Source organism: Bacillus sp. NS1, assembly GCF_058248265.1.
This window is the reverse complement of sequence record NZ_JBZAZF010000001.1, coordinates 678,197-696,590: the sequence shown is the minus strand read 5'-3', so window position 1 is coordinate 696,590 and position 18,394 is coordinate 678,197. Positions and strand designations below refer to the sequence as shown.

The 18,394-nt window shown below is 42.7% G+C and carries 16 protein-coding genes and 1 pseudogene; 1 reads left to right on the top strand and 16 read right to left on the bottom strand.

The genetic code is table 11. From position 1 onward, the window contains the following. Window positions 1–7 precede the first annotated feature (7 nt). From AC4CV5_RS03475 to psdR, 4 genes are all read right to left on the bottom strand, one after another. Entirely contained in the window at window positions 8–1,948 is a 1,941-nt protein-coding gene (locus AC4CV5_RS03475; protein WP_490922084.1) for an ABC transporter permease, read from the bottom strand. Beyond that, on the bottom strand, window positions 1,923–2,702 hold the full coding sequence (psdA, locus tag AC4CV5_RS03470) for a lantibiotic ABC transporter ATP-binding protein PsdA (protein WP_490922083.1): 780 nt from the start codon (window positions 2,700–2,702) through the stop codon (window positions 1,923–1,925). The genes AC4CV5_RS03475 and psdA overlap by 26 nt, the downstream gene beginning before the upstream one ends. A gap of 82 nt (window positions 2,703–2,784) precedes the next feature. Continuing rightward, the gene (locus AC4CV5_RS03465; protein WP_490922082.1) at window positions 2,785–3,855 is read right to left on the bottom strand and encodes a HAMP domain-containing histidine kinase; all 1,071 of its coding nucleotides are present in this window, start codon (window positions 3,853–3,855) and stop codon (window positions 2,785–2,787) included. Beyond that, complete coding sequence (gene psdR / locus AC4CV5_RS03460; RefSeq protein ID WP_222142091.1) at window positions 3,849–4,562, bottom strand: two-component system response regulator PsdR; 714 nt, start codon at window positions 4,560–4,562, stop codon at window positions 3,849–3,851. Before psdR ends, AC4CV5_RS03465 begins: the two co-directional genes overlap by 7 nt. A 147-nt stretch (window positions 4,563–4,709) precedes the next feature. Between psdR and AC4CV5_RS03455 the strand changes: the two genes are divergently transcribed. Then, the gene (locus AC4CV5_RS03455; RefSeq protein ID WP_248602215.1) at window positions 4,710–4,919 is read left to right on the top strand and encodes a hypothetical protein; all 210 of its coding nucleotides are present in this window, start codon (window positions 4,710–4,712) and stop codon (window positions 4,917–4,919) included. Window positions 4,920–4,954: 35 nt separating this feature from the next. Here the strand turns inward: AC4CV5_RS03455 and AC4CV5_RS03450 are convergent, their stop codons facing one another. The 12 genes and pseudogenes from AC4CV5_RS03450 to AC4CV5_RS03395 form a co-directional block, all read right to left on the bottom strand. Continuing rightward, window positions 4,955–5,719 carry an arylamine N-acetyltransferase family protein gene (locus AC4CV5_RS03450; protein ID WP_222142092.1) on the bottom strand — a complete coding sequence of 255 codons (765 nt, stop codon included), beginning with the start codon at window positions 5,717–5,719 and terminating at the stop codon, window positions 4,955–4,957. Then, window positions 5,720–5,977, bottom strand: coding sequence for an HPr family phosphocarrier protein (locus AC4CV5_RS03445; protein WP_166847928.1), 258 nt, complete (start codon window positions 5,975–5,977; stop codon window positions 5,720–5,722). It lies immediately after the preceding gene. A 23-nt stretch (window positions 5,978–6,000) separates the two neighbouring features. Continuing rightward, complete coding sequence (gene whiA, locus AC4CV5_RS03440; RefSeq protein ID WP_166847925.1) at window positions 6,001–6,951, bottom strand: DNA-binding protein WhiA; 951 nt, start codon at window positions 6,949–6,951, stop codon at window positions 6,001–6,003. Between the two features lie 21 nt (window positions 6,952–6,972). Beyond that, the gene (gene mgfK, locus AC4CV5_RS03435; protein ID WP_166854584.1) at window positions 6,973–7,926 is read right to left on the bottom strand and encodes a gluconeogenesis morphogenetic factor; all 954 of its coding nucleotides are present in this window, start codon (window positions 7,924–7,926) and stop codon (window positions 6,973–6,975) included. 1 nt (window position 7,927) lies between these two features. Beyond that, on the bottom strand, window positions 7,928–8,815 hold the full coding sequence (rapZ, locus tag AC4CV5_RS03430) for an RNase adapter RapZ (protein ID WP_003235371.1): 888 nt from the start codon (window positions 8,813–8,815) through the stop codon (window positions 7,928–7,930). 24 nt (window positions 8,816–8,839) lie between these two features. After that, window positions 8,840–9,307 carry an 8-oxo-dGTP diphosphatase gene (locus AC4CV5_RS03425; protein ID WP_166847923.1) on the bottom strand — a complete coding sequence of 156 codons (468 nt, stop codon included), beginning with the start codon at window positions 9,305–9,307 and terminating at the stop codon, window positions 8,840–8,842. A gap of 330 nt (window positions 9,308–9,637) precedes the next feature. Next, a complete protein-coding gene (gene trxB, locus AC4CV5_RS03420; RefSeq protein ID WP_166847920.1) occupies window positions 9,638–10,588 on the bottom strand; it encodes a thioredoxin-disulfide reductase in 951 nt (316 codons plus the stop codon). A gap of 217 nt (window positions 10,589–10,805) precedes the next feature. Beyond that, entirely contained in the window at window positions 10,806–12,215 is a 1,410-nt protein-coding gene (cwlO, locus tag AC4CV5_RS03415) for a peptidoglycan DL-endopeptidase CwlO (RefSeq protein ID WP_166847918.1), read from the bottom strand. 379 nt (window positions 12,216–12,594) lie between these two features. Then, complete coding sequence (locus tag AC4CV5_RS03410) at window positions 12,595–14,049, bottom strand: tetratricopeptide repeat protein (protein ID WP_166847915.1); 1,455 nt, start codon at window positions 14,047–14,049, stop codon at window positions 12,595–12,597. A gap of 125 nt (window positions 14,050–14,174) precedes the next feature. Continuing rightward, window positions 14,175–15,944: a multidrug resistance ABC transporter ATP-binding protein/permease BmrA gene (gene bmrA / locus AC4CV5_RS03405; RefSeq protein WP_166847911.1), complete on the bottom strand. Its 1,770-nt coding sequence runs from the start codon at window positions 15,942–15,944 to the stop codon at window positions 14,175–14,177. A gap of 165 nt (window positions 15,945–16,109) precedes the next feature. Beyond that, window positions 16,110–16,469 (bottom strand): hypothetical protein, encoded by a 360-nt coding sequence (locus tag AC4CV5_RS03400; protein WP_166847908.1) that lies wholly within the window; start codon window positions 16,467–16,469, stop codon window positions 16,110–16,112. A 14-nt stretch (window positions 16,470–16,483) separates the two neighbouring features. Continuing rightward, window positions 16,484–18,393: pseudogene (locus tag AC4CV5_RS03395) on the bottom strand (DUF6792 domain-containing protein). Window position 18,394: the final 1 nt, after the last annotated feature.

Genomic DNA, 18,394 nt, shown 5'->3' with positions numbered 1-18,394 from the left:
TTTCGTATTACATATGCTGAAGAACAGCACGCTTATAAATATGACGGGTGACGATATAATAAACCGCCTGAAACACAAAATAAATGAAGATGACAATCACGGCCTCAAGAAATAAGTTGGAATTCAGCATGTTGCTTAACGCCGCATACGCAAAACCGGCGTGAATTGTGCCCGCGATAAATGGGATGAAGAACAAAAATCCAATTTGCTTTCCGAGGATGGAGTGGATCTCTTTGTCCGTAATCCCCATTCTCTTTAAAGCTAAGACTTGCACTCTCGTATCTTCTATTTCAGTAAACATCCGCAAATACAGCATGCTTCCTTGAACGATAAAAAACAGCACGCTGACAAACAGACCGATAAACAGCATTATTGCGACTCCCTGCTTCACAATTTGAAAATTAGGAGCACGCGTTTGAAAATCAGATGTATGTTCTTTCGGCACCATATTTCCAAGCTTTTCAGAGACATCTACCGTCTCCTGCCAATGCTCAAGCTCATAACCTATCACTCTCATCTGATCCTTCAGCGGCACATCCTGAGTGAGGCTGTCAAAGCTCTTTTCACTGACAACCAATAAACGGCTGACTCCTTCGACTGACATCAATATCCCTTTGTTTTGCTGCTTTTTCATGATATAGGAAAGTGTTTTTCCTGATTTCAAATGAAATGCTGCTTTTTCCCCTTCTCCAAATGTATCTTTCATCATCATCTGAAACGCAACATTAATAAACGCTTCTTGATCCTGTAAATGAATAACCGGATACCCTTTTTCCTTTGCGATTTGATTATATGTCTTCTCTGAAATCAGCAAGGCCTCCGCCTCCGCTTTTCCGTTCCCATACGGCAAGTCTGATTGAAAAGTGACAGGAATTCCTGTGGCATTTACCTTATACTTGATGTCAGCATCAGCTTTTTTCAATGCATTCTCAGCCGTCTCAGGTTTCATCACCTGAAAACGGGAAGCGTCTTTTTCCACCCAGGCAACAGATTGAGGAATGCTTTGTTCCTCCTGTCTTTCTAAATCAGCATAAAACATATAGATAACACCTGTAGCGGTTAAAATGACCGCTGTAATGACAGAGGTTAAAAACAGCATGCGTGCATGATCCTTCAGCCTGAAAATCATATTGGAACGGACAATGATATTCGTTCCTTTATAAAAGCTGTGTTTCTTTCTGTACAGCATGCGGAAAAATGCCACACTGCTTTGGGTAAAAAAGAAATACGTCCCGATTAACACTAAAATCAAAATCGGAAAGACACGAAATACCATATCAATCGCATTCGCTGTGGCAGACAGATAATAACCGCCAACCAGACACAGCAAAGACAGCACAGTGAGCCATTTTGAATAGGCCGGCAAGCTTTTCGGTTTTTGGGCAGATTTAATCAAATCTATAATTTCAAGCTTGCGAATCTGTCCCAGCGATAAAATGAGCAGGACTTGAAACAATATAAGAAAACCGACCGCCGTCAGCACAAATGCTTTCGGAACAATCTCAAACGAGATCGGCACCTTCACACTGAGCATCCATGTCATGACCATAAAAAACAGCTTTGAAAATAACAGCCCTGCACCGATGCCGGCCGCAATCGCCGCCAGAGAAATGAGTGACTGTTCATAATAAATCATCTTGCGGAGCTGCTTCTTTGATGTTCCGAACAGCGTCAGCAGCCCAAACTCTTTCTTTCTCGCCTGCAAAAACGCCGAATTCGAATATGAGATAAAAAATATACAAAACACAATGATGACGAGAAGGGCTGCACTCAAGCACGTTTTGACAAGGCTTCCGCCATATACATTGTCTTCATTGACATCAGGATGAAAAATAAAAGATGTGAAGACAAAAAACACCGAAACGGCAAACACACAGCTTAAAAAGTAGGCGACATACCTTTGCAGATTCCCAAAAATGTTTTTACGGGCGATGGTTCTCAAATTCATGAAAATCGCCTCCCAACACACTCAAGGTATCCAATATACTTTGATAAAACACCTGCTGGTTTGTCCCTCTGTGAATCTCTGAAAAGAAACGTCCGTCTTTAATAAAAACAATCCGTTTACAGAAGCTTGCCGCTGTGGCATCATGCGTGACCAATAGAATCGTCGCTTCCTTTTCTTCATTCAGCTGAGCCAGCGTGTTCATCACTTGCTTTGCCGATTTTGAATCAAGGTTTCCTGTCGGTTCATCGGCTAGAATGAGCGCCGGATTATGAATAATGGCTCTGGCACAAGCAGCGCGCTGCTGCTGTCCGCCCGACACCTCGTATGTCCGATGGTCGAGAATATGCTTGATGTGCAGCGTATCCGCCAGTTCCTCCAAGCGGGCTTCCATTTCTCTCAGCTTTACCTTGTCCAATGCGAGCGGCAGCAGAATATTTTCCCGAATCGTCAACGTATCAAGCAGATTAAAATCCTGAAAGACGAAGCCGAGTTCTCTTCTGCGAAACAGAGCCAGCTCTTGGTCTTTTAACGTTTTGGGCTGAATGCCGTTGATCATTATCTCGCCCTGGGTCGGCTTATCAATGGTAGCCAGCAAATTCAGGAGCGTGGTTTTTCCGCTTCCCGACGGCCCCATAATCCCGACAAATTCTCCTTTTGCCACACTGAGGTCAAAGTCGCTGAGCGCTTGGTATGATATCGTTCCTTTATTTGAATAGTACGTTTTCGACAGGTTCGTTGTTTGTAACACATTCATGTTCTGCTCCTCCTTTTTCTTTATTATAAAAAGGAAGTCAGCAGCCTCCCATCGAACTTTCTTGCAATTCCGCTCCCCAACCTTACAATGCTGTCACATTCACTAGGGTGTCACTTGAAAACACGATGGTCATCACAGTGCCAGCCCCTTCTTTTGATTCCGCATACAGCTTATGGCCAAGACGGCTGCATACCTGTTTTGCTAAATAAAGACCCATTCCCGTTGCCTCTGTCATACTGCGTCCGTTTTCCCCGGTAAAAAACGCGTCAAAAATCCGCGGCAGATCCTGCGGCGGTATGCCCATGCCTTCATCAGCAACCGACAGGCGCGTTTCATGTCCCTCTGTTTCAATCCGGATTGTAATATGGTCTCCCGCACCTTGATTTGAGTATTTTAAGGCATTGAAAAGGATTTGCTCGACAACAAAGGAAAGCCATTTTTGATCACTTGTAATCTGAACGGCGTTTGGCGGCACATGTAATCTTGGGAAAAGGCGCCGTTTGATAAACTGCCGTTTTTCCTGATTAATAAGTGAACGGACAAGCTCGGTTAAATCAAAGGTTTGCGGCCTTACATCAAACGCAAATTCCTCCAGCCGGGCCGTTTGCAGCATCATATCCAGACCGTGGCGAAACCTCTCATTTTCATCCTCCAGCTCCTCTAAAAACGTCTGAAAAGACGAAGAGGTTCCGTTTTTTCCTTCTTGAATCATTAAAGAAATAACAGATACCGGTGTTTTCATATGGTGGACCCATTGATTGGTGAAGGTATAGTGCTGCTTTTGCTGATTGATATATTGTAAGAGCCTGCCTTCGTATTGCTGCCCGAGTGCGTTGATCATTTTTGTCCAAAGCGCCTGCTCTCGTGTTCTTGGCTTTCGGGCTTTCAAAGACTGGCCGATGTCATTCGAAGAAGGCGCTTGTTCTGCAAGTTTTTTGACATAAGTCAGAAAGGAAAATTGCCGAACGTAATCTACAGTAAAACCGGCAGCTAATAGAGCACCGGGCAAAACCCATATGTACACCATATTTTCTGCGGGAGGTTCTGCGCCGCTCTCTATGATGCTTAAATACGCAATCAGCATGGCGATCCCTATTCCTAACAATGAAAATAGAATAATGGCAAAGCGGTCGATGAGATAAGTCTTTAACACTCCGGTTCATCCTTCCGATTGACTTGAAATTGATAGCCTTGTCCTCTTATCGTTGAAATGCAACCTTTCAGTCCGGCATTCTCCAGTTTTCTCCGCAGCCGATTGACATTGACCGTTAACGTATTATCATCGACAAAATCGACGTCATCCCATAACGCCTCCAATAATTCATCACGAGAGACGATTTTTTTATGCTCCCTTACGAAAATCAAAAGAAGCTGAAATTCTTTTTGTGAAAACAAGATGCGGGTGCTGTTCCACTCGGCCTCATTCTGATCAGGATAAATCGTCAGCCCGCCAAGCTCCACTATTCTTGATTCCTGTGACAAAGAAGGCGAGTATTCACCATATGTACGGCGCAGGACGCTTTTGATTTTAGCCATCACTACCTCTAAATGGAACGGCTTCGTGATATAATCATCGCCGCCATTTTCAATCGCCATCACCTGATTGAGCTCATCGGTCCGTGCTGATATAAAGATAATCGGCGCATTAGAAATGGTACGGATTTGCCTGCACCAATAAAACCCATCAAAAAAAGGCAGGTTGATATCAAGCAGCACCAGATCCGGCTTCATTTCTGCAAATTCCAGTTTAATATCATGAAGCTGTTCAGCAATTTTCACTTCATATCCGTATTTTTGAAGATGACCGCCCAGCAATGAAGCAATCCGCTCATCATCTTCCACAAGCAAAATCCGATACACGTTTATCCCCCTTGCATGTATTTCGCGATAACTTTTCTAGAAGATTCCAAAATTCATTATAGCATGTGGCGGAATAGATAATCGGTCTTTTTCTATTCATTATGATAGAATAAAAAGGAAAAAATTGCTTAATAGGCAGGTGTCGAGATGAAAAAAATCATGCTGCTTCTGGCAATAACGTCAATTCTTTCAGCATGTCAGCCTGACTATACTGGGAAATACATAGCAATTGGGGATACACTAACTGAATACAACAAAGAGTGCTTTAAAGAGAATCACATTCCTTATAAATATGAAAAGGGAAAACTGCATATCCCAGAAGATGCATATGATGCAGCAATCTATACTTGCTCATAAGAAAAAGCTTGCAGACATGCTGCAAGCTTTTCACGTTACAAAAAATGAGTATTTAATTTCTCTTCAAACTCTGAAGGGCCGATGTCACTTTTTTGGCCTTCACCGCCGTTTTCATGAATGGTGAAATGGCGGTCTGACATGACCATCCTTCCGTTCGGTGTCAGCTTTGAGGCGAGCAGTGATTTGTTAAAAGGAGATTTCTCATGAGAGTGAATGATGTCCTTCATGTCATCTAAATCATCGGGATCACTTTCTTCAAGGGTAAAGGCGTAACCGATTTGCCAGCCTTCCCCTTTGTCCATCAACAGAACGTGGCTACCCTTTTCTGTTTCTTCTTCTTTGATTCGGAATGACCCGACAGGTGATTGTACCGTTTCTCCGGAAAGCGGTATCGGCTGGAGTGCCAGGTTGATGCCAAAACCGATATCAACGATGTAATCTCCTTGTTCCGCAGACAGCAATACAGCAGCATGCGTTCTATCTAACGCCCACTCTTCTTGATGTCCTGCATAGATTGTTCCCCGAATGAGCCTCACACGAAACCCGGCATCACGCAAGACAAAATAAAGGAAACCATTTAAATCGTAGCAAAGGCCCCCGTGCTGTTCTTTGACCAGACGGCGCCATAGCTCTTCTTTTGTTACCTTATAATTCTCTTTTGCGAGTACGGCACGGTTTTCAAATGGAAAACGGTACGCCATTGCTTTAAGAAAAAGGGGGAGATCATCGAAGCTGACATGGTCTTTCTCCCAGCCTATTTTCTGAAAGCAGTCATTTAGAAAGTCACTCATTTTTATCACCTAAACTTCTTCTTGAACATAAGCAGACAGCTTTTCCAGCGCCTCTTGTTCGTCTTCTCCCTGGGCAATCAAGGTAACCTCAGTGCCTGTGCTTACCGCAAGACTCATCAGCCCCATGATGCTCTTTGCATTTACTTTTTTCCCATCCTTCTCAAGAAACACATCTGACGTAAACCGGTTTGCCTCTTGTACAAACAAAGCAGCAGGACGCGCCTGCAGTCCTGTCTTTAATCGAACTTCCACTTTCTGTTGAACCATAAGATCTCCCCTTTTCTTTACGGTTATTTTAAAGTGACGGTTTGCCCTGTCCGCAGCTGTTCTGCGATTTCGTCAAGTTTTCTCAGCCTGTGATTGATCCCTGATTTGCTGATTTTCCCGCTTGTTACCATTTCCCCCAGCTCTTTCAGCGTCACTTCCTGATAATCTATCCGCAGCTGCGCGATTTCCCGAAGTTTTTCAGGAAGCGCATCCAGGCCGATTCTTTCATCGATGTATTTGATATTTTCCACCTGTCTGAGCGAAGCGCCGATCGTTTTATTTAAGTTGGCTGTTTCACAATTGACGAGGCGGTTGACCGAATTTCTCATATCCCTGACGATTCTGACATCCTCAAATCGCAGAAGCGAATTGTGGGCGCCGATCACGTTCAGAAACTCAGTAATCTTTTCCGCCTCTTTTAAATAGGTGATATAGCCTTTTTTCCGTTCGAGCGTTTTACTGTTTAACTGAAACTCATTTAACAGGTCGCATAATGAATCGTTATGCTCCTTATAGAGAGAGAAGATTTCTAAATGATATGAGGAGGTTTCCGGGTTATTGACCGAACCTCCTGCCAAAAATGCCCCTCTCATATAAGAACGCTTGCAGCATCTCTTTTTGACCAGCTCTTCCGAAATACTTCGTTCAAACACAAAGTTCTCTCCGAGTATTTTTAAATCCTCTAAGATCGCTTTTGCATTTTCTGAAAAACGCACAATATAGACATTATTCTTTTTCAGCCGCATTTTCTTTCTGACCAGCAGCTCGACCGACACATCATATTGTTTTTTCAGCAATGTATAGATGCGGCGGGCAATCGCCGCATTTTCGGTTTGAACATCAAGTACGAGATGGCGGTTTGTAAATGATAAAGCTCCATTCATCCGGATTAGCGCAGACAGCTCTGCATTAATGCAGCAGTCCTTCACTTCCAGATTCGTTAATTCTTTTTTTGTTTCTGATGCAAATGACATATAGCCACCTCATTTCTGGCTTCATTCTTTCAGTAAATCGACAAGAAGAGAGGCCACTTTATGTGTATCGTGACGAATTACGTCATTTTTATACGTTACGATTTGATCTCTGATGACTTCAAGCCCCATCGCTTTCAGCTCTTCGATATCAAAATCAACAGGACGCGCCGATTCCATTTCGTACTTACGTTTTATTTCGTCAGGAATGTCTTCGCTGTTCACTAATATCGTATCAATAAAACCACAGCCCATATGCTGATTGAGCGCTTTCACATGATCAGCAGCGGTGTAATGGAGTGTTTCGCCGGGCTGAGTCATCACGTTACAAATGTATACTTTTTTCGCCGGCGCCTTCACCACTTCTTCCCCGATTTTTGGGACGAGCAAATTGGGAAGAATGCTTGTATAGAGGCTTCCCGGGCCGATAATAATCAAATCCGCTTCCCTGATCACGTCTATCGTTTCCGGCAGCGGATCAATATGTTCAGGCGTGAGAAAAACACGCTTAATGCGCTGTCCGTACGCCGGGATCGTGGACTCGCCTGAGACCACGCGGCCGTCTTCCATCTCAGCATGCAGAACGACACTGGCATTGGCAGCTGGCAAAACCTTTCCTCTGACATTCAGCACCTTGCTCATTTCTGTGACAGCGTGAAAAAAATCACCGGTTATATTTGTCATCGCTGCCAAAATCAAATTCCCGAGAGAATGGCCTGTTAAATCATTTCCCTTATTGAAGCGGTGCTGAAAGAGGTCTTCAACAAGCGGCTCCACATCGGATAAAGCGGCAAGCACATTTCTGATGTCTCCGGGAGGCGGAATTTTCAGTTCATTCCGCAGACGGCCAGAGCTTCCCCCATCATCGGCAACTGTTACAATGGCCGTAATGTCAACAGGTTTATGCTTTAAGCCCCGAAGCAATACAGAAAGTCCCGTACCGCCGCCAAAGATTGCGATTTTCGGCTTTTGCTCCATCTTATTTCCGGCTTCTCTTTTCAATGTCCCGGTGAGTAACATGAGTATAGTAATCCTTTTTGAAATAATCAGCTAAATTCTCGGCAAGTGTCACAGAGCGGTGCTGGCCCCCTGTGCAGCCGATTGCAATGACGACCTGGCTTTTTCCTTCTCTTTTGTAAGATGGAAGCATAAAGCTCAGCAGATCGATTAATTTTTCATTGAACTTTTGCGTTTCATTCCACTTCATAACGTAAGAGGAAACCTCTTCATCCTTGCCAGTCAGCGGCCGCATGCTTTCGATATAGTATGGATTCGGCAAAAATCTGACATCAAAGACGAGGTCTGCGTCAATCGGGATACCATATTTAAAACCAAATGACATGACATTCACGGTAAATGTCTCTCCTTGGTTTGACGCAAAGTGCTTTACGATTTTTTCGCGTAAATCACGCGGCTTCATGTCCGACGTATCGTAAATGATTTGAGAGCGGCCTTTTAATTCCTCAAGCAGCTCACGTTCCAACGCGATGCCTTCAAGCGGCAGACCCGTCGCTGCCAGCGGATGCGAACGTCTCGTTTCTTTATATCTCGTGACGAGTATGGAATCCTTTGCGTCCAAGAATAAAATTCTCGGTGTAATCCACGGATTTTCCGCCATTTCATCCAGAGCTTCGATCAGCCGGTCAAAAAATTCACGGCCGCGCAAATCCATCACGAGCGCAACCTTGCTCATTTTCGAATTAGATTCCTTCATCAACTCTAAAAATTTCGGAAGCAATGAAGGCGGAAGATTATCGACGCAGAAATAGCCGAGATCTTCAAAGCTTTGAATGGCGACAGTTTTGCCCGCTCCCGACATTCCGGTTATAATGACAAGCTGAATATCATGTGATTCACTAACACTCATCTTTCTCCCCCCTGACTTGTCTTTCTATTTGATATGCTGCGGGTCTAAACGATAACTGAGCAGCTCAAAATCTGGTGTATACGTAAATGTGCCGTGCAGCAGCCCTTGTCCCTTCATCATAAAGTCTAGGATATGGCCGTCTCCCGGGGCCATAGGCAGGTTTTGAATGTCATTGACATTGTGCCACTGCAGCTTGCCTTCCTCTGATTCAGCTACGTTTTGTCCTGTATAAGAATCAGCGACAAACGTAAACATCATCCACTCAGAGACAATGTGGTCACCGTCTTTAATAATAAAGGTAAAAACGCCTTTTAACTGAGGATTTATGATATAGATACCAGTCTCTTCTCTGTACTCTCTGATGACGGAGTCTCTGACTGATTCTCCGCTCTCCATCTTGCCTCCCGGCGCGACCCACCAGCCGCGTCTCGGCTTTTGAAGCAGAAGGACTTTGTCATCCGTCTGAAGCACACAATTTGTCACTCTTTGCAAGTACGTTCACCTAACCTTCTCGTCCTGTCATCGTCTCTTTATTATACCGCTTCAAGATGCCTCCCACAATGAAGAGGCATTGACAATCTTTTCTTCTATTTTACAGCATATTCATCCTTGGGTTCAGATGATTTTGCTGTGACAGGCATCCATATTTTATTTTTGGACAAAAAAAGGACACGGATAACTGGAGAATCCGTGCCAAAAAAGTGTATTCATTATAAAAAGGGGGTCAATTACTTTATTAATCATAACCGAAAAGCATTACACAACTGTTACAGCGGAATTAAAACCCAGTAACGTAATGTGAAACTCGTATGACAGCCCTTTTTATTTTAAAGTTTTCAGCGTTTCTTGGAGCTCTTCGACATAATGCTGTACGCTTTGCGCCGCAATACTTCCGTCTCCTGTAGCCGTTACGATTTGGCGCAGTGATTTTTCGCGAATGTCTCCGGCAGCGAAAATACCTTCAACCTTTGTTTCCATGCGGTCGTTTGTTTCGATGTAGCCTTCTTCATTCGTAATGCCCAGATTTTCAAACGGTTTAGACAGTGGAAGCATACCAATGTAAATGAATACGCCGTCTGTTTTGAATTCACTTTCTTCACCGGTTACTGTATCGACAAGCGTTACGTTACCGACTTTGCCGTTTTCCTCATGAATTTCCTTCACGGTTTTATTCCATAGGAAGTCAACTTTGTCATTATCAAATGCTCTCGCTTGAAGAATACTTTGCGCACGGAGTTTATCACGTCTGTGAACGATCGTTACTTTTGAAGCGAAACGTGTCAGATACACACCTTCTTCAACAGCGGAATCTCCGCCGCCAACAACGACAAGCTCTTTGCCTTTAAAGAAAGCGCCGTCACATACCGCACAATAAGACACACCGCGGCCGCCCAATTCTTTTTCGCCAGGCACGCCGATTTTTTTATACTCCGCACCTGCGGCAATGATCACAGCGCGTGCTTTATATTCTTTTGAACCGGCTTTAACCACTTTGTACTCTTTGCCATCAATGACTTCTTTAATGTCTCCATAAGCGTATTCAGCGCCGAATTTTTTCGCGTGTTCAAACATTTTGTTGGAAAGCTCAGGTCCGAGGATGCTTTCGAATCCAGGATAGTTTTCTACATCTTCCGTATTGGCCATTTGCCCGCCGGGAATTCCTCTTTCAATCATTAATGTCGATAAATTTGCTCTTGATGTGTATACAGCGGCCGTCATCCCAGCAGGACCCGCGCCGATTATAATCACGTCATAAATTTTTTCTTCTGACACACTATTCACTCCTTAAACCATCTTTTCAAGTTTGGGCTCTTTCTTATATGATAAGAATCCCCATCAAACGTATTCCTTACCCATATCCTATAAAATCTCATGGTGATACGCTATTTTTTTGCTCATTTTTTTCTCATCATGATTAAATACATTTTAAAAGGGTATATGTTAATAAAAGAAAGAGCCTTCTGTTTATAGAAGGCCCTTGTCTAATTTATTATTGAACAACACGTCTTACAACGCCTTTAAATGCTTTTTTCCAGTAAACGTTGCTCATAGAGTCAACAGATACTCCGTGAGATGTATTGTCGTTTAGGAAAGTACCGTTTCCTAAGTAGATTCCCACGTGTCCGTTTGTTTTGTAAGTGTCAAAGAACACAAGGTCTCCACGTTTCATTTCGGACGCGCTGACAGCTTGTCCTCTTGCAACTAACGTATCAGTTGTTGTTCCGCCTACAGGTCCAAGGTTAACACCTGCAGAAGCGTATGCCCAGCGTACGAATGATGAGCAGTCAAAAATACGGTTGTTGATATCAGACTGAGTGCGTCCGCCGCCAAATTTGTACGGAGATTGTCCTACAATGCTTGAACCCACGCTGATCGCGCCTTCAATTCCGCCTGAGTTGCTGATGACAGTGCCGCCTGAATTGTTGTTTGAGCTGCTGCTCTTCTTAGAAGATGAGCTGTTTGACGAACGGTTTGATGAACCCTTAGACGAGTTGTCTGAAGAATCGCCAGATGAGCTCGCTTTTGCTGTTTCAGTTGTAGCTGTTTGGCTGTCATCTGTTTGTGTTTCATCAGATGCTTTTTGTGCTTCTTCCTGCTTTTTGATCAAAGCAGCCGCTGCTTCTTGTTCTTTTTTGATGCGTGCTTGTTCTGCTTCAGTATCTGCTTTTTGATTTGCAAGTTCAGACGCTTCTGATTTTAATTCAGAAATCGCAGCAGCCGTTTTCTTCTGGCTTGCTTTTGCTTCGTCGAACAGCTTGTCTTTTTCATCAAGCTGTTTATCAAGGTCTTTTTGCATTGTTTCTAATTTAGCCAATGCAGCTTGAACTTCTTTCAGCTTATTATTCAAATCCGCTTCAGAATCTTCAAGCTTCGCTTTGTCCTGCTCTTGCTGCTTGATTAAATCTTTGTCTGCATCCACAATAGATGAAACCGCAGTTGCGCGAGAGATAAAGTCACCAAAGCTTGTTGATCCTAAAAGAACATCTATGTATCCTTGAGATCCGCCGCTTTCCTGTAAAGAACGAACGCGTTTTTTCAGGATTTCATTGCGTTTTTCGATGCGGGCTTCTGTCTCTTTAATCTCTTTTTTCAGTTTTTTGATTTCTTCTTTTGTTTTATCGTTTTCTTCTTTTTTATCTTCGATCTTGTTGCTTGTATCAAGAGCCTTAGCGTTAATGTCTTTCAGTTCTTTTTCAATCTTTGATTGATTTTCCTGAAGCTTAGTTAATTCTTTTTCCTTCGCTTCGATGCTGGAAGCAACCTCAGATTGCTTGCTTTCGATTTTTTGTTTCTTTTCATCTAATGTTTCCGCCGATGCAGTTTTACTTGTAAATGGGATCAAAAAACTGCTTGTCCCGATGACGGAAGCCAAACCAAGTGTCAATAAACTCTTTCTCACTTTTATATCCTCCCTTTTACTGTGAACCTGTCCTCATTTGGAATCGTATTTTAAACATCAAGTTTCGTTCCTCATACTCTACGAGGAATGATGGTTGTTTATGGTTAATTATTCTGTGCATCTCTTATTCTGGTTGTATAGCGTTTATTTCACATCATATGTAAAAAACACTAATTCCTTATGTACGAGAATCATTATACCATCAAGTTTCGACAAATTAGCGATAAATTTTATTACATTTGTGTTTCAAACAGATGTCAAGTCGCGCATCAATTGTCATTTTTCTTAAACGAGTAAAAAAACTGTCGATATTATTTTTTTAATATAATCTATCAAACAAAAAAAGAGTCGATTCTATAAATCGACTCTTCAAAATATTCTATTCTAGAATATCATCAATATATTTCATATATTTCGTCAAAGTTGCCGGAGAGATGCCGAAGCGGGCTGCTGTGTCTTTTTTCGTGTCATGCTTGCCGTGGGCTTCTTTCCAGATATAACAGATCGCCGCTGCCCAACCCCTCTCATTTTTCAACGGAGCGGCTGCACGGATTTGCTGGATGACATGGAACACCCAGCAGCTCATGACTTCTGTTTTCATCTCTTCTTTTTCAGCTTGCTCCAATAATTTAACGGTTTGATAGGCAAAAAGTGCATCCTCTGTTACGTCAGCAGCCGCGGAATCTCCATTCAAAAGCAGCTTAACAAAATGATTTTCGAAAGGAGCGGTTATTCTCTTTGAGCGTATCACCGCTTCAAGATGCTCCGTTTCTCCCTTTGTGCTGCTGATATAATAGGCTGCAAGGCGCTGTTCCACAGATGAAGGAAGAGCTTCCCTCCGCTCAATCCAGGGAGCCGGGCGGTCTTCTCCGGGATATTGTGACTCGACTTTTCTCCAGAGCGTCTCGGCAAATTCAGTATGTCCCGTAAAATAAGCGGAGCACGAGAGCCAGTAAAAGAATGTGTCGTCACCTTCAAAGCCGGTTTTATATAATGATTTAAGCCATTTATATCCGATATCGTAACGGCCGACAAGCGCCAAGGTGGCCCCCAGTTTATAGCGCTGTTCCAGAAGCATCGGATATACATTAGAAAGCTGAGCACTCAATTCCGCCACTTTTTCGTCTTCTCTTTCATAATAGTAGAAAACGAGAAGATTGCATAAGGCGTGAAGGTTTCCTTCATTATGACTGAGCACTTGATAAGCGGTTTGCTTCGCTTTTACAATGTTGCCTGAATAGAAATAGGCAAGCGCCAGGTTGTTGTATGCTGACCAAAGCTCCGGATAATCTGCTGTGATCTCCTCAAGCGCTGCAACCGCTTCAGCAAGCTGGCCGCTTTCCAGCAGCGACTTTGCCCGATCCTGTTTCATCAGCAATTCATCCTGATCATACAAAGAATCCTCCGGCCCGCCGTCTCCCAAATCTAGCAATTCAAGCAGACTATCGTTTTCTTCAGCAAATTCACCGTCCGGGTCCGCATCTGAATAAGCGGCCGCTTCTTTATAAGCTTCTTGAAAGAGTCCCAGATGGGCAAAGTTATTCGCTTTAAAGTAATGGCACTCCGGCATTTCGGCCTCCAGATTTGCCATGATATAATCAAGAAGATCGTTCGACTCTTGATACTGGCCCATTTCTGAATAAATGACCGCAAGCTGCGATAGCATTTCTGAATCCTCCGGCTCCAAATGAACCGCGCGCTGAATCAGTTTGCTTGCCCGTTTCAGATTGCGCTCTTTATACGCTTTCAATCCTTTATGAAAAAAATATTGTCCATCTTGAAGCAGCTGGACAATTTGTGCGTGATTTTTATGTTCAGAAGTGTGTTTTCCCACAACTACCCTCCGTTTTATACAATATTACCGTCAGTAGTATACCATAAATCGTAAGCCCCTCAATAGTTCAAAAGGAAGGATTGGGAGAATCCCTCCGCTTTTTTACTGGCTGATTCGACCAAAATTTACCCGGCTTTGTTTTCTAAATCCGCGTTCATTTTCAGCTGCTGTTCAGCAAAATCTCTATAAAGATCATGGGAGGCCATTAATTCATGATGTGTTCCACGCCCGGTAATTTCTCCTTTTTCAACAAACAAAAGCTGGTCCGCGTCTACAACGGTAGATAAGCGGTGTGCGATAACGATCGTTGTGCGGCCCTCCATCAGCACCTCAAGCGCCTGCTGAACTGATTTTTCAGATTGGCTGTCGAGGCTTGAAGTGGCTTCATCGAGCATAAGAATTCTCGGGTCACGAAGGAGCGCTCGCGCAATCGCGATTCTCTGCCTTTGTCCGCCTGACAGCATAATGCCGCGTTCGCCCACCTCTGTATCAAGCTGATTCGGCAGCTCCTTTATAAAATTGAGCGCATATGCCATCTCCGCGGCTTTTTCAATCTCAGCGTCCGTAACATCACGCTCTAACCCGTAGCAAATATTTTCTCTAATTGTTCCTGACATTAACGGGCTTTCCTGTGATACATACCCGATGTGCTCCCGCCACGATTCAAGCGAGTAAGTATCAACCGGCTTATCCCCCAGCAGGATGGTCCCTGCAGTCGGAGTATAGAAACGTTCAAGCAGCTTAAACAGCGTCGTTTTCCCACCGCCGCTCGGACCGACAATCGCTGTGACTTTCCCTGCCTCAATGACGGCGCTGATCTCTTTTAAGATCAGCTGATCAGGCTTATATCCAAAGGACACACGATCAAGCTGAATAGGCAAATGCGCGGTTTCAATTTGTTTTCCTGTGACTGTATCTTCCTCTTCCTCTGCCAAAATCTCAATCATTCGTTCAGTTGCGCCGATTGATTTTTGCAGTTGTGTGAAGAACGTTGTAATCTGGCCCATCGGCATAATAATTTGAAACAAATATAAAATAAAAGCCACGAGCGCTCCTGCGGTAAGCTCACCTGATGACACCTGCATGCCGCCGTATCCGATAACTGCCACAAGCGCCGCCATTAACACGAGTGAGATGAGCGGACCGACAAGCGACTGAACCTTTGCTTCGCGCACTCCAAGTTTAAATAATGAAGAAATCCCCATCTTCCCGCGCCCATATTCGACATCCTCCGCATTTGAAGCCTTGACGAGTCTGATTTCCGGAAGAATTTGATTCAGCAGGCCTGTAAAACGGGCTGTTTCATCTTGCGTTTCCCGGGAAATGGAGAACATCTTCCGGCCAATCGGAATTAAAATAAGAGCTGCCAGCGGAACAACAACTAATACAAGCAGTGTCAGCTTCCAATTCATAATAAACAAGATTGTCAGTGATCCAATAACAGAAATGATTCCGGTAATAAATCCGCTGATATGCGTTGTAATCAGTTCTTTGACCACCATCGTATCATTCGTTACACGGCTGACTGTTTCTCCGGAAGCGTTTGTATCGAAATAAGAGACAGGGAGCTTAATTAATTTCTTCCATAATAAATCCCTCAGCCCGGAGATGATTTTTTGTCCATTATAGTTAAGCGCATAGGTGGCATAAGCGTTTAAACCGGCCTGAACGAAAAAAACTAGAGCGATCAGCCCGATTTGCGTGCCTGACAGGTTTGACATGGAAAATCCATCGACAAGCTGCTTCGTTAATAATGGAATCAGCAGGCTGACCAGCGTGGTCACAATACTGAGGACCAGCGCAAATGCAAGCTTTCCATAAGAAGGATTGGTCTTCTTTACTAATGCAAAAAAGGGTTTCAATTTACTTTTAGATTTTTGTTGCTTGGTTGGCATATATGTTTCCTCCTGTTTCAGCGTTCAGAAAGGTGAAATGGCATACAAAAGGATGATTTTTACTCTTTCTCAATCATATCAATGGAGAGAGACTTTTTCAGTATATTTTTGCTGTGATGAAAATAAAAATCTCCTACCCACTGTTTGAATAGGAGATTTTTTATACTAGACATCTTGAACAGGTTTCTTTTTTCTGTAAGTCAATGTCACGTCCTGCTTTCGCAGGTCTTCAATTATCATTTTGTACCTGTTAACTTTTGCAGTATGTTCTTCTTTTATCATTTGAAGTGCGGCTTTTTGTTTTTCGCTTTTCGATTCAAGCTCTTCTTTTATTTTTTTTACAATCAGCCCTTTTTGTCCTTTGATCTCCTCTTTTAGCGAAGACTCGAATTTCTTTGTCTGGTTGAGAATGTCGTTGATCGGTTTATTGAGGCTGCCTGCTTTCCCTTTCATTTCGTCTTGGGTAAGAAACATATAGGTGGTTGATACAATTTCTGTTTCACTTTCTGAAAATAAGGAAGTCACTCTTCATATTCCTCCTAAGGCTGGAAATCAAATAATTGAGAAATCATTTCTTCTTTTTCAAACAGCTTTTCAATACTCTCACGGATGCTTTTGATAAAATCTCTTTTTTCTGTTGTCTGTTTTTTTAATTCAGCAACAATTCCATCATTAGCAGGGAGCGCACCTGTGTGCAACGATTCATGAACTGAGATTTTCTCCAATTTATCGAATGTGTGGCTGAAACCGGCTGCAAGCCGGAATTGAAGATCGAAGGCATAATGCGAAGGATTTTCTTCCATATGATGAATAGCTGTGATGATTGCCTGTTTTTTGTCTGCAAAGTCTTCATCGATTTCCTGACTGTAAACCTTCTGGTACTTAGAAATCGCATCTTCCATATCTTCAACGATCTTCATACCGTTTTGATAGATTCTGACAGCGGATGAGATATTGACTTTAATCGTTTCTCCCGAGCCGCTCTTCCCTGTAAAGTAAATATCGGAGCCTTTATAGCTGAAGCCTTTTTCCTTTGATAATGCGTTCAGCATTTGAACGATGCTGTGGCCGTCGACGATGAGTTTTAATGCTTCTTTTGTTTCTGTGTCGAGTGTTTTCAACGAGGACAAAATTGATTTAACATAGTCCACTATTTCACCAACGTCTTTTAAAGCTTGCATAAATTGACCATGCTTTAGATGGTCAATGAAATGTTCGTACCGTGATTCTATGCCTCGCATACTCGCATTAATATTCGTTAATTCTTTTTTGATCACTTTCTTTTGCGTTTCATCGATATACCCATTTTCAGCTAGCTGATCTACGACCGGTCCGCTGTTTCCCAATAAGGTATGGAGAAAACCTAAAAACGCTGGCAAATTCTCTTTAATTCGGCCATACATTTGCTTAACATCATCAAAGTTTTCATAAATGACATTCGCTTTTGCTAATACACCATCTGTGTATTTCACTTTATCTATCAGCTCTATGTCAATCCCGCTTGCTGCCTTTACAAAACCGTCCAAGCCGCCTTTTTCATAGTCATCCTTATATTTTTGAAGGAATTTTCGAATCGCTCTCACGTCTTCATCAGGGATCCATCCATAATGTTTCGGATGCCTTCTACACTTGTATTTGTATCTGCCATCTTCACATCGCCGAATGTAATGAAGTCCGCCTTGCCGCTCGCACCGTACAGCGGGTCATCTTTTGAGATGCGCTGAGTGATGTTTGCTGTTACGCCTTTGTCTTCATAATATTTTTGGATTTCTTTTTTTAACGTTTCTGGTGGGATAGAATCAATATTTTCATATTTATAACTAAATTTCCTAATAACATATCTATATAAACTTTCATCAGTTTCAAGTAATTGATTGATATTGACTTGAGCCCCATTTACACCATAAACTTCATCATATTCTCCATTAATCAATTGCACCATTACTTGGTTATTATTAGCAAGTGAATGTCCTAAGGCGAATGTTTTTAAATCCTCAGAGTTACCTGCTGCTTTCTTTGCTTTTTTAGTAAACTCCTTCGTAGCCTCATATTGACTATGATCGATTCCCAAAAAAAGACCAAAAAAGTTATACGACCAATCCTTATTATCAGCACTGCCTTCTGAAATAATATGAAGCTGATCGATATGTTTTTTCTTATCTATTATATGGATTGCCGTCCCATCGTAACCTGATTCTCTGGTCGAACTTTCTATACTTGTATTCTGGTTTACAAGTTCATTGGAGGTATAAATTTCAACTTTTATATTCTTCGGAAGATCGTGGTGGGTTTCCTCTTTATAAATTCTGCGAACATCTGCTTCGAAATCCACTTTGGCTTCCTTAACTTCACTCGCATTAATTGAGGCAAACTTTTGTTTATAGTCATATTCTAAATCAATTAGCCGTAACTTTACGTTCTCATTCTCAAATACATTTTTATTTTCCATC